The sequence below is a fragment of the Streptomyces sp. NPDC015144 genome (genome assembly GCF_043079735.1).
Classification (GTDB): Bacteria; Actinomycetota; Actinomycetes; order Streptomycetales; family Streptomycetaceae; genus Streptomyces.
The window spans coordinates 912,391-924,463 of the sequence record NZ_JBIBUU010000001.1; the positions used below are offsets into that span (position 1 = coordinate 912,391).

At 68.5% G+C, this 12,073-nt stretch carries 12 protein-coding genes and 1 pseudogene; 10 read left to right on the top strand and 3 right to left on the bottom strand.

Features of this window, described 5'->3' with window-relative positions; translation table 11 throughout:
• Positions 1–112: 112 nt before the first annotated feature.
• Positions 113–571, bottom strand: a complete 459-nt coding sequence (locus ACF08W_RS03780; protein WP_392278338.1) for an NUDIX domain-containing protein — start codon at positions 569–571, stop codon at positions 113–115.
• A 942-nt stretch (positions 572–1,513) separates the two neighbouring features.
• On the opposite strand from ACF08W_RS03780, the gene ACF08W_RS03785 reads away from it, so the two are divergent.
• Positions 1,514–2,071 (top strand): hypothetical protein, encoded by a 558-nt coding sequence (locus tag ACF08W_RS03785; RefSeq protein ID WP_392278291.1) that lies wholly within the window; start codon positions 1,514–1,516, stop codon positions 2,069–2,071.
• Positions 2,072–2,085: 14 nt separating this feature from the next.
• Here the strand turns inward: ACF08W_RS03785 and ACF08W_RS03790 are convergent.
• A protein-coding gene (locus ACF08W_RS03790; protein ID WP_392278292.1) for an IS5 family transposase occupies positions 2,086–2,945 on the bottom strand; the annotation gives its coding sequence in 2 pieces (ribosomal slippage) (positions 2,086–2,603 and positions 2,603–2,945; 861 coding nt in all).
• A 50-nt stretch (positions 2,946–2,995) separates the two neighbouring features.
• On the opposite strand from ACF08W_RS03790, the pseudogene ACF08W_RS03795 reads away from it, so the two are divergent.
• The 8 genes and pseudogenes from ACF08W_RS03795 to ACF08W_RS03830 form a co-directional block, all read left to right on the top strand.
• Positions 2,996–3,256: pseudogene (locus ACF08W_RS03795) on the top strand (Tn3 family transposase); the annotation flags it as partial.
• A 293-nt stretch (positions 3,257–3,549) separates the two neighbouring features.
• Positions 3,550–4,713, top strand: coding sequence for an ATP-binding protein (locus tag ACF08W_RS03800; protein ID WP_392278293.1), 1,164 nt, complete (start codon positions 3,550–3,552; stop codon positions 4,711–4,713).
• Positions 4,714–4,833: 120 nt separating this feature from the next.
• Positions 4,834–5,331, top strand: a complete 498-nt coding sequence (locus tag ACF08W_RS03805; protein ID WP_392278294.1) for a DUF4265 domain-containing protein — start codon at positions 4,834–4,836, stop codon at positions 5,329–5,331.
• A 198-nt stretch (positions 5,332–5,529) separates the two neighbouring features.
• Entirely contained in the window at positions 5,530–6,027 is a 498-nt protein-coding gene (locus ACF08W_RS03810; RefSeq protein ID WP_392278295.1) for a recombinase family protein, read from the top strand.
• Positions 6,027–6,536 carry a hypothetical protein gene (locus ACF08W_RS03815; RefSeq protein ID WP_392278296.1) on the top strand — a complete coding sequence of 170 codons (510 nt, stop codon included), beginning with the start codon at positions 6,027–6,029 and terminating at the stop codon, positions 6,534–6,536. Before ACF08W_RS03810 ends, ACF08W_RS03815 begins: the two co-directional genes overlap by 1 nt.
• A 307-nt stretch (positions 6,537–6,843) precedes the next feature.
• On the top strand, positions 6,844–7,962 hold the full coding sequence (locus ACF08W_RS03820) for a tyrosine-type recombinase/integrase (RefSeq protein ID WP_392278297.1): 1,119 nt from the start codon (positions 6,844–6,846) through the stop codon (positions 7,960–7,962).
• Positions 7,962–8,288: a helix-turn-helix domain-containing protein gene (locus ACF08W_RS03825; RefSeq protein ID WP_392278298.1), complete on the top strand. Its 327-nt coding sequence runs from the start codon at positions 7,962–7,964 to the stop codon at positions 8,286–8,288. The genes ACF08W_RS03820 and ACF08W_RS03825 overlap by 1 nt, the downstream gene beginning before the upstream one ends.
• Before the next feature lie 3 nt (positions 8,289–8,291).
• Positions 8,292–9,758 (top strand): hypothetical protein, encoded by a 1,467-nt coding sequence (locus ACF08W_RS03830; RefSeq protein ID WP_392278299.1) that lies wholly within the window; start codon positions 8,292–8,294, stop codon positions 9,756–9,758.
• Between the two features lie 41 nt (positions 9,759–9,799).
• Here the strand turns inward: ACF08W_RS03830 and ACF08W_RS03835 are convergent, their stop codons facing one another.
• On the bottom strand, positions 9,800–10,186 hold the full coding sequence (locus ACF08W_RS03835) for a hypothetical protein (protein ID WP_392278300.1): 387 nt from the start codon (positions 10,184–10,186) through the stop codon (positions 9,800–9,802).
• A 340-nt stretch (positions 10,187–10,526) separates the two neighbouring features.
• Here ACF08W_RS03835 and ACF08W_RS03840 point away from each other — a divergent pair, with 340 nt between their 5' ends.
• Entirely contained in the window at positions 10,527–12,008 is a 1,482-nt protein-coding gene (locus ACF08W_RS03840; RefSeq protein WP_392278301.1) for a sensor histidine kinase, read from the top strand.
• Positions 12,009–12,073 lie beyond the last annotated feature (65 nt).

Consider the following 12,073-nt stretch of genomic DNA (forward strand, 5'->3'; position numbering starts at 1 on the left):
GGACACGACGGACGGCTCACCTCTGGTGGTCACCGGGGGCATATCCGGCCTCGGGACTGGTAAGCCCGCATGTTGAGGTGTCGCGTATTCAGCGGCTGGGGCCGACCTTTGACTACTGACTGTCGACGGTGACGGTGGTCCAGCGCGAGTCAATATGGCCCAGCCATGCGTCTTGGCCGTCCGCCAGTGGTTGCTCCAGAGGGAGGGGGAGGAACCGGCAGGCGAAGGTGAGGCCAGTGTCCTCTCCGTCGCCCTTGACGTGGTGTTTCCACGCATCGCAGGTTTCTGCTGATGCTTGCAGAAAGAAGAATGTGGTTCGTCGTGGCTGACCGGTGTCGGGATGGGGCTTGCTCTCCACGGCAATCTGTCGGACGACCGCGGCTGTCAGCAGACCGGTTGCCTCGGCGACCTCTCGAAGGACGCCCTCTTCCAGTTCTTCGCCTGATTTGACGCCCCCCGCTGGAACTTGGGTGCCGGCCTCGGGCATACCGATGTGGTCGGAGACCAGAACCTCGGGGACGGCGCGGTTCCGGATGACGTATGCGGCGACACGGATTCTGGGCCGGGTCATCCCGGCATTGTCAGTCATCTGCGCCGTTCGTGGTTGCCAGGGGCGTATCGGCTCCAGGTTCCTCCGGCTTCGGTGACCAGGCGAGTGGCTGTCTTGTCGTGGTAACCGAGGGCCTTCGCGATGACGAGGGCCGGAGCCTGGAGGACGAGCTGGTGGATCGCGGAGGTCCTGCCGCGCTGCGGCGGGACGCCGAACTCTCGCAGGTGGACGTGGAGGCTGACCGGGGTTCATCGGCTGTCCGGGCTGGCGGCCGGGGAAGAGCCACTGTGAGCTTCTGCTGCTGGTGTAGGGCAGATGCTGGCGGGATTGGATGTAGGCCCGCATGAGGTCGGCGACGGGCTCCGGCAGCGGGGACGGCGGTTCTCCCAGCCGCACGGCGACGGTAGCCCCGTCGTCGAGGACGTCGTCGACCGTGAGGCGGACGATGCGGGTGACGGGTTGCGCGTAGAGGAGAACCAGCGCGGCGGCGACCCGGGCTCGCAGGGGCAGGGAGTCGTCGTTGAGGGCCCGCCGGAGAATGGCGAGTCGTCGGTGCTGGTGCAGTGGCGCTTGGTCCTGGCTGATGGGCTGGGGTGGCAGAGTGAGGCGAGACATCCGGTTCGTCTTCATGCACCAGCGCAGGAACGTCTGGGCCGGGCGCCGGGTGGCCAGCTTCTCGGTGTGCCAGGCGTCGAGGTCGGCCTGCTGGCAGGAAGGCGCCGGCCTGAGTGATCTCCTGTTTCGTCTGGCTGGTCTGGGAGCGTCCTGACGCCCGCGACACGCCCAAAAGCGCCGATCCACCTTACTTTTCGAGAGGTACTTTCCGTGACGACGACGGTGCCAAGACGAGCCCACCGCCACACTGCGCTAGGACCTGTCTCTTGGAAGTGCGGTGCGCACGGTACTGCGGGCTGGATCGATAACCTGTGTCAGCGTCGGCGGCATGGTGCGAAACTTCGGGCCATGACCTCACCCGAGCTCAGTGACCTGGACTATCTCCGGGAGATCGAGCGCCTCGCCAACCGCGTCAGTGTGGAGGCATCCAACGAAGGATGGCTCTCGTTGCAGACAGACCCGGAAGAGGCGACACCACTCCAGCGCAGCGTGAACGTGCTTGCTCGGGCTCTGCGCCACTACCACTTCGAAGGCGATGGCTGCCTGGAGGAGGACCGGCCCCTGGTCCGCCTCGCCGGAGCCTCGGTGTTGAAGCCCGGGGCCATGCCGGCTGGCGCGGAGGAAGCATACGAGGAGGTGTGTGCACGGATCGGCGTCGAACCCAGGCCGGAGGGCTGGGCACTGTGGAACACCTGGAGCGACGGGGACCTGAAGGTGACCATGGTGGTGTCCGCCGTCGAGACGACCGAGGGGCTGTTCAAGAACTGGGCGCGCGGGAGGGCACTCGACCCAGTGTCACCGCTACCCTCTCAGATCGCCCTCGTCCGCCAGGGCTGGATAGGACCGATGACGTTCTCACCCCGCGGCGTCAGACGGACCGGCCTTGGCGGTCGGCCGCTGTCCTAAGCTCTGACCCTCGGTCAAGGCCGTGTCCACATGAGAATCGCAGCGAGGTGCAGTGCGGCCTGGTAGGCGATGGCGAGCTTGTCGGTTCGCATGGCCAGACCCCGCCACTGCTTGAGGCGATTGATGCATCGTTCGACGGCATTGCGCTGTTTGTATGCCTCGGCGTCGAAGCCGGGCGGGCGACCACCGGCGCGACCTCGCCGCAGTCGGTGTCCGACCTGGTCGGCGGGCTGCGGGATCATGGCACGGATCCCTCGCCGCCGGAGATGCTCACGGATCGCGCGGGATGAATACGCGCGGTCGGCCAGGACGACGTCCGGGCGGGTCCTTGGCCTTCCGGGTCCGCTTCGCGGAACACGGATGTTGGCCATGACGGTCTCGAAGGCCGGGGCGTCGCCCGCTTGGCCTGCGGTGACGCGGAGGGTCAAGGGTCGTGCGTGGCTGTCGCTGGCGAGGTGGACCTTCGTGCTCAGGCCGCCGCGGGAACGTCCGAGCGCGTGGTCATCGGGCTCAGCCTGATCCGGAGCCCCTTTTTCCTGGCTCCGGCAGCATGCTGGTGAGCCCGGCAGACGGTGGAGTCCACCGACACGGTCCAACCGATGTCGTCAGCACCATCGGCCGCTGCCAGGAGCGCGGCGAGGATGCGTTCCCAGGTGCCGTCCACGGCCCACCTGATCAGCCGTTTGTGAGCGGTCTGGAATGAGCCGAGCTCGTCGGGCAGGTCCCGCCAGGGCGAGCCGGTGCGGTACTTCCACGCGATGGCCTCAAGGGTTCGACGATGGTCGGCCCATCGCCGACCACGGACCGGATCTGCCGGCATCAACGGCTCGATCCGGCCCCACATCGCATCAGTGATCACCCACCGGACAGACACACCCGACCAACCAACGAGCAGATCAAGGAGACACGCTCTAGTTCGGATAAGACCAGCTCGGCGCGCTCGGCATGGTCCTCAACGCCATCGTGCTCTGGACGACGCGGTACATTGACGCCGCCGTTGCCAAGCTACGCGCCGAGGGCCACGAGATCCGGGACGAGGACATCGCCCGGCTCTCCCCGCTCAAGCACCGCAACCTCAACGTGCGCGGCCGCTACAGCTTCACCGCCTCGCCCCCGGCCGGTGGCGGCCTGCGGCCGCTGCGCGACCCGGATGTCGCCGGGCTTGACGAGGACGACGAGGAGTAGACGAGACCTTGGCGGCTCCCCGGAAGCAGCATTGTTGCCCGGGGTGAGGGCCGGCCAGGGGAATCCTTCCGGAGTCGAAACTGGGGCCTCGGGAGTCGCTGGTAAGGGTGCCGTCCACGCCCTCGATGGGACCGCGGCGGCACTCCGGCGCCGGTTCACGACCTCTGGTCGACTGCATCCAGACAGTCGCTCACGCGTCCGCCTGCGGCATCTGAGAAACGGCTCTGACCTGGTGTTTTCCTGAGATCTATCTAGCCTGGGAGGTTCTGCTCGACATCATCGGAGGGGACATCGTGAGCGAGGAAGACACCAGGTACGACGCCAGCCATATCCAGGTGTTGCAGGGGTGGGAAGCTGTCCGGAAGCGGCCCGGGATGTACGTCGGCTCGACGAGTGAACGCGGCCTGCGTCAGATGGTGTTCGAGGCCGGGGACCGGGCGGTGAACGAGGTTCTGGTCGGCCGTGCCTCCTCCGTCGACATCACCCTGACACCCGACGGGGGCGTGTGTGTCGCCGACGATGGGCCGGGCGTTCCCACCGACGAGACGGAGGGCGCCGACGGTCCCGGGCTCGAAGCCCTGCTCACCCAAATGCAGGCCGGAGCGGGTACCGGAGGCCGCTACGACGTGACGATCGGCTTCTGTGGAGTGGGGCCCTGCGTCGTCAATGCCCTGTCGCGCCGGATGACGGCCGAGGTGCGCCGCGAGGGAGTCCGATGGGTCCAGGAGTACGCGCGCGGCGTGGCCGCCACCCCGCTCACCAAGGTGGGGACGGCGACCGGAAGCGGAACCACCATCACCTTCTGGCCCGACGCCGACATCTTCGGAGCCACGGAGTTCTCGTTCGATGGACTGGAGGAGCGGTTCAGAGAACTGGCCTTCCTGAACCAGGGCCTGGACATATCGCTGACCGACCTGCGCAGCCCAGATGAGCCCCGTTCGGTGCGGCTCCACTTCCCGGGCGGAACGCGGGACTTCGTCAACTACCTCGACGGCCACACAGCGGCGTCCGCCCTCATGGACACCATCGCCTTCGAGCGCGAGGACCCTCGAATGGCAGGGGTGATGGATGTGGCCTTCCGCTGGTGCAGCTGCCCTGACGAGCGGGTGCAGAGCTTCGCCAACAGCTGGCCCACCGTCGGCGGTACGCACGTGGTGGGATTCCGCGACGGGATGGCGGCTGCGGTCACCGCGTACGCGCGGGAGCACGTGCTGCTGACACCCATCGACCCCGACATTGGCGCCGATCGGATCCACGAGGGCCTGACGGCGGTCGTGTCGGTGAAACTGGACCGTCCCGAGTTCGAGGGCGCCACGCGCGGCGTGCTGGGCAACTCCGAAGTGCGCGACTGTGTCGGACAAGCCGTACAGGACCACCTCGGCAGGTGGCTGAAGGAAGACTCGGAGCGGGCCGCAGCCGTCATCGACCCGATCGTCCAGGGTGCCCGCCGGGACTGACCGACAACGAACCGCCCTGCCGGTCCAGAAGACCGAGACCGGCAGGGCGTCGGAGCGCAGAGGCGCGCTGCCTTCAGCCCCGCAGATCAGTCCCCTCCGGGCCGCGTGGATGATGGCGCGGTGACGAACATCAGCGACGCCCATGTGAAGGTCCACTTCCGGATGGAGATTGACGAGGACGGCTGGCCGCCCGCAAGCGTCGAGAGCCTCTGGGCAGTGGAGCTCGGCGACGGAACGGTGCGTCTCGACAACACCCCATGGTTCGTCCGCGGCATCGCGAGCGGCGATGTCGTCCGCGTGGACGTTGACGACGACGGCTTGCGCTGGGCCGGGGAGACCGTTCACCCCTCCGAGAACTGCACCATCCGGTTGATCGTGCTGAAGGACGGTGGCTCTGAGGCAGCCCGGCAGACCGTACTGGAGACCTTCCACCGGCTCGGCACCACCGGCGAGGGCATCCAGCAGTTCCGGATGGTCGCGCTCGACGTCCCGCCGGAAGCGGACATTCAGCGGATCCGCAAGCTGCTCGAACATGGCGAGGCGAAGGGTTGGTGGCACTGGGAGGAGGGGTGTGTCACTGCCGCTTGGGAAGCCAGTGCAGACGCGGAGGACGAGTGAGCGCAGCGACAACGAAGCGTGCGAAGGGGCATCAAAAGCGGTGCCATCCACCGTGCGAACTTGGGGCCACTCTCACAAATGTTCATCTGTGAGAGTTCTGCGAGAGCCCCGCAGCGATCACCTTTCTGCAGGTCGCCGTTCGCAAAAGTCCTCTCGAAACCCGCACGTTGTGCGAGGCACTTCTGAGAGACTTTCCGGATGGATCTCACGCCCGATCGGGCCGCAGTGGCGGTAGAACGGCACGACTGCCCGAACTGTGACGCTCCCGCCGGCTCCGCCTGCCGCCCCCGCGGCGGGAAGACCGCCGCGAAGTACCACACCCCCCGCTTCGTCCTCGTCCCCGCGCTCCGCGAGGAACTCGAAGTCCTCGTCCCCGCCGACCGCCACCCCGGCCGCGCGAGGAAGCGGGGCCCGGAGCTCGCCGTCGTGCCCGCACCCCGCACCGAGCGCCCGGTCCGCATCGGGTACGCCAGGACGTCGACCGCCCGGCAGGAGCTGGCGAGCCAGCTCGAAGCCCTCCACCGCGCCCAATGCCACAAGGTCTTCCAGGAGCAGATCGGCACCCGGGTGAAGATCCGGCCCGAGCTGGAGAAGGCGCTCGCCCTAGCCCACCAGTTCAGGAGGCCGCCCCCGAGACGTCCGTCATCCTCACCGTCCACGAGCTCAAGCGCCTCGCGCGCAACGCGGCCGAGCTGATGACGCTGTCCGCCGAGCTCCAGGCCGGCGGCATCCAGCTCGAACTCCTCACCGGCCCGCTCACCGGGATCTACGACCCCAACGGCATGGGAGCCACGTTCTTCGCTGTCCTGGCCGTGGCCGGGCAGATCGAGCGTAACTACATCCGGGAGACGACCCTCGAAGGCCAAGTCATCGCCGCGTCCAAGGGCAACCACGGCGGACGCCCGAAGGTCATCGACGACGACATGCTCACCTTCGCCGTCGCGCTCAAGGACAAGGGCGTCCCCGTCCCCGAGATCGCGAAGAAGCTGACCATCAAGACCGGGAAGAACGCGGGCAAGTCTCCGTCGATCGCCTCGCTCTACCGGGCGCTCGCGGAAGCCGAGGAAGCCGCGGCCGACGACGCCCTGCCGCTGCGGCCCACGCCCGTACGCATCCGCCGGCCCGAGGACCCGCTCACCCTCGAGGAGATCGACCTCCGCGAACGGCTCCAGGCCCAGCCCCACCCGAACGCCGAGCTGCGGTAGTCCCGCCCACGACCTGCCCCGATCCCAAGATCACCGGCTTAGCGTTGACCGCTGTACCGCTGTACCGCTGTACCTACTGACGCCAATTGCATCGGATGCGAATACGCGACACCCGTCCTGGAGGCGGGTCCAGGACCGCGCGGAAACCACCCCACCAGGGACGTTGGCCTCGAAAGCACGGTAGCGGTTGCGGCGCCGAGTGTCCGCGAACCTCACTCCATCGAGCGATTGAACTGCGAAGACGCCCCCGAGTCGCATCTGATGCGAAATTCTCGCGTCAGATGCGATAGACGGAGAGTGATGGCAGATGAGTCGGGACGGTCTCGTTCCAGGTTCTGCTCGGCTGCACCTGATCGACGGTCTGCCGCTGCTGCGGCCGGACGAGCAAGTCTTCGAGGCGATGATCAAGGGCTGGCGCAACCAGCAGCTCGCCCGGAATCTCTCGCCGGGATACGTCAACGATCAGGAACGCACGGTCCGGGCCCTCACCCGACATGCCGACGCTATGCCGTGGCAGTGGACGCCGCAGCATGTCGACGAATGGTCGGCCGATCTGCGGACCGTGCATGGCTGCGTCCGCTCCACCCTGCGCAACTACCAGGGTTCCGTACGCCAGTTCTGCGACTTCCTGACCAACCCCGCCTACGGCTGGAGCGACGAATGCCTACGGCACTTCGGGACCCACCCCGTCCAGGTGGTCTACGACTGGAACGCCGCGACACACGCCGACGAGGCCGAGGGCGAGCCGGAACGCCGAGCGTTCACCAGGCCCGAGCTGGAAGCGTTCTTCGACCACGCCGACGAGGAGGTCCTGCGCGTCCGCGGCAAGGGCCGCAAGGGCTGGCTGCCGGCCTTCCGGGACGCCACCCTGTTCAAGGTCGCGTACGCCTACGGCCTGCGCCGCAACGAGACCCGGATGCTCGACCTCACCGACTTCGGCCGCAACCCAGAAGGCCGGGAGTTCGACGAGTACGGAACCCTGCTGGTCCGTTACGGCAAGGCCAAGAAGGGCTCGCCGCCCAAACGCCGCAGCGTGCTGACCGTCTGGCACTGGACTCCCTGCACGATCGAGGAATGGATCAGCGAGGTCCGGCCCGGGATGCGGCACTCGACCAGCCGGGCCCTCTGGCCCTCCGAGCGAGGCCCGCGAATCGGGCTCCAGCGGCTGGACTCCCGCTTCGCCGCCTACCGGGACGCCGTCGGCCTGGACCCCGCCCTGGAGTTCCACTCGCTACGCAGGTCCTACATCACCCACCTGATCGAGGACGGCCACGACCCGCTGTTCGTCCAACAGCAGGTCGGCCACGACCACGCCTCCACCACCGCGATCTACACCTGCGTCTCCTCCGACTTCCGCACCCGCTCCCTGCGACGCGTCCTGGACGCCACCGTCGACGCCGCTCTGCGGCCCGGAAGGACCTCCTGATGCCACGCCAGATCAGCTACCGATGGCGCCTGCGCGAGCTGATGGCCGCCCGCGGCATGTTCACCGTCGCCGAGCTCATGCCGCACCTGACCGAACGCGGCATCACACTGTCCTCCTCTCAAGTCCACCGCCTGGTTTCCGGCACCCCGGAACGACTGTCCCTGCCGGTGCTGGCCACCCTCTGCGACATCCTCGACTGCACGCCCACCGACCTGATCACAACCTCGGCCCAGAACCTCCCGGCCCGCCGAACAGCCGGCGAAGAGGCGCCGATCAACCTGGCGGCCCGCCGGCCTACGCGGGTCCGGCTGACGCCGGAAGGGTGAGCCGTGACGCCGGAGGAGTACGAGCGGTGGCACGTCCGTAACTGCGCACGCTGCGGCCGGCGGGCGGCGAAGTCCGCCGAGTGGTCAGACGGCCCGATCTGCCGGACCTGTTACGACCGGGCCATGCGTGTCCGCGGCTGCTGTCCCGGCTGCCTAGCCGACCGGCTCCTGCCAGGCCGGGACGCGACCGGCACGCCGATCTGCCGCGACTGCGCGTGCATCCTCCGCAACTTCTTCTGCGACCGCTGCGGCTTCGAAGGGTTGCTCCTCGGCGGACGCCTCTGCGAACGCTGCACTCTCGCCGATACCCTCGGCCGACTCCTCGACGACGGCACAGGCCACGTTGCCGCCTCGCTGCAACCACTGGTCACCTCCCTGCTGGAGATGGACCGGCCCAAGAGCCGCCTGATCTGGCTCCGCAACCCCAATGTCGTCCGTCTCCTCCGGGGCCTGGCCTCCGGCAGCATCCCGCTCACCCACGACGGGCTGCACCAGGAAACACCCTGGCGAACCGTCGTCCACCTGCGTGACCTGCTGATGGACAGCGGTGTCCTGCCACTCGTAGACCGGCAGCTTCTGCTCTATCAGCGCTGGCTGGCCGAGCGGCTCGCCACCATCGAGAACCTCGAACACCGGCGGCTTCTTCAGCACTTTGCCACATGGCACCAGATGCGAGGCCTGCGGAGCAAGGCGGAGAAGCGACCGCTGGGACGCTCCCAGACCAACCAGACAAAACAGGAGATCACTCAGGCCGGTGCCTTCCTCGCTCAGCTTGCCGACCGAGGCCGCACCATCGAACACTGCCAGCAGGCTGACCTCGACGCCTGGCACACGGAGAAGCTGGCCACCCGGCGCCCGGCCCAGACGTTCCTGCGCTGGTGCATGAAGACGAATCGGATGCCCCGCCTCGCCCTGCCACCCCAGGTCGTCAACCAGGACCCAGCGCCGCTGCACCAGCACCACCGACTCGCCGTTCTCCGGCGGGTCCTCAATGACGACTCCCTGCCCCTACGGGCCCGGATCGCTGCCGCACTCGTTCTCCTCTACGCGCAACCCGTCACCCGCATCGTCCGCCTCACTGCCAACGACGTCATCGACGACGGGACCATGGTCACCGTCCGGCTGGGAGACCCGCCTTCCCCACTTCCAGAGCCCGTCGCTGACCTCATGCGGGCATACGTCCAGTCCTGCCAGCATCTGCCCTATGCCAGCAGCAGGAGCGCACAGTGGCTCTTCCCCGGACGCCAGCCCGGCCAGCCGATGAACCCGGTCAGCCTTCAAGTGCACTTGCGTGAGATCGGCGTCCCGCCGCAGCGCGGCAGGACCTCCGCCATCCGGCAGCTCGTCCTTCAAGCCCCGGCTCCCGTCATCGCCAAGGCGCTGGGTTACCACGACAAAACAGCCACCCGCCTGGTCACCGAAGCTGGAGGAACCTGGAGTCGATACGCTCCCGGCGACCACACACGGTGATCGCGCCTGAGTTCGGTTCGCCGCTCCACACACTCGCGAGATCAGTCGTCTGGCGGAAACTCCCGGTCCAGAAGCTGTAGTACCTCCTGCTGCCGCCGATGAAATCCTGGCAGCAGGGGCTGCACGAAGGCGAGATGCTCCGTAATCGACAAGCCCCGGTGAGCAGGCGGCTGGGCCGGGTGATTCCGGTCAAGGGCCTTGTTCATCGAAGCACAGAACAGGTACGCCGTTCCCATCGCCTCCGAGTCGAAAACGATCTGCCCGGCCGCCACTGAATCGATCGGACCACATACGCCTTCGACCAAGGCGCCCAGCACATCAACGGCGACCGCCGGATCACCGTCCGGGTCCCACCGAGCATGCCTGAGCGCAGCGCGCATGCCCTCAGCCAACTCCGAAGCCGACGGCTCCGCCAGATCGCTCGCCATGCCCGCATCGTCCCAGCCTGGCTCGCGGAAAACCACCCTGAACCAGCTACTCGCCGTGACCGAAGTCATGGATGCCCAGCGAATACACGACACATCAACATGCGAGCCCACCAGTCGCTGTACCGCTGTACCGCTGTACCGCTGTTCCTCAAAGCCGTGTCCCGGGTGTCAGTGCTGTCCTGCATGGCGCCGGCCATGGTCAATGACCTGGGACGACCGCTACGGAAGCTCCACATCAGCCGGACGACGACCGCCCCGGACGCGTTTCCGGGCCCCGGGCGGTTTCGGACATGACTTTCGACAGATCCGCTGAGGCGGCGGTCCTCGTAGGGTCGTGGGCATGAGGATGAGTGGGGCGGCGCTGCCCGTGGTGGCGTCGGTGTGTGTGGGGCTCGGTGTCACGAGCCTCTGGTGGGCGCTGCCGGCGATCGGTTTCTCCTTTCTGGCCGGGCTGCGGACGGAGCGGGTGCGGCCGGCGGCGGTGGTCTTCGCCGTCCTGGTGGCGGCCGGGGTGCTGGTGGTCGGCTTGGTGCCCTCCTGGCTCGTGCTGGGCCTGCGGTTCGTCGTGCTTGCCGTGAGCACCGGGATGGGGCCGTGGCTGCTGGGCCGGTTCTGGCGGCAGTCACAGGAGCTGGTGCGCGCCGGGTGGGAGCGCGCCGAGCGACTGGAACGCGAGCAGCAGTTGGTCGCCGAGCAGGCCCGGCTGCGGGAACGGGCCAGGATCGCCCAGGACATGCACGACGCTCTTGGACACGACCTCAGTCTGATCGCCCTGCGCGCCGGGGCGCTCAAGCTTGCCCCCGGTCTCGCCCCGCCCCATCGGGACGCCGTCCAGGAGATCCGGGCGGGTGCGGCCGCCGCCGTGGAGCGGCTCGGCGAGGTGATCGGCATCCTGCGCGACGGGGACGAGAGCGACGTCGGCGCGCCTGCGGTCCGGGGACCGGCCGACTCGGACATCCCGCATCTGGTGGCGGACGCGGCCGCCGCCGGTCTTGACGTCCGCTCGGAGATCACCGGCGCCCCGGACGGGTTCTCGCGCGCCACGGAGCACGCCGCGTACCGGGTGGTGCAGGAGGCGCTGACCAACGCGGCCAAGCACGCGCCGCGATCGGCCGTCGTCGTGGAGGTGGCGTACTCGGCCGACGGCGCCCGCATCCGGGTGGCCAACGGCCCCGCGCCCACGCCCGCCGCCCCCGCACCGGCGTCGGCGGCGCCCGCGCCAACCCCGCGTGGCGCGACTCCCACCCCTGCCTCCGCCCCGCCCTCTCCAGTTCGAGCCGGTGGTGGGCGCGGTCTTGTCGGGCTGACCGAGCGCGTCCGGCTCGCGGGCGGCACCTTCGCCCACGGCGTCCGCCCGGACGGCGGGTTCGAGGTCGTGGCCGCGCTGCCGCGCCGGGCCACCGGGCCCGTCCCGCCCGCCGCCCCGCCGTCGCCGGTGCGCGAACTGCGACGGGCCCGGCGCAGGGTCGGCCGGACGCTGGCCGGCGTGGTGCTCGTCCCGATGGCGACGGCCGCGCTGCTGACCGTGGCGCTGCGCGTGTGGACGGTCTATGTGGTCAGCCTGTCGGTGCTGGACCCGGAGGTCTACGCCACCCTCCAGGTGGGGCAGGACCAGGCTTCGGTCGAGCGGCTGCTGCCGGGCCACCGGCTGCCGTACCACCCGTCGAGCGGGGCGTCGACGCCCGCGCCGCCGTCCGGGGAAGGGGTCTACTGCACGTACTACGCCATCACCGCCGAACTGTTCGTGGACCGGGCGGGCGATGCCTACCGGCTCTGCTTCCAGGACTCCCGGCTGGTCTCACGGGAGGTGCTCCGCTCCTGACGCCCGCCGCCCCTCCCCCCTCCCCTCACCACCTCCCTTCCCTCACCACCTCCACACCGAGCGAC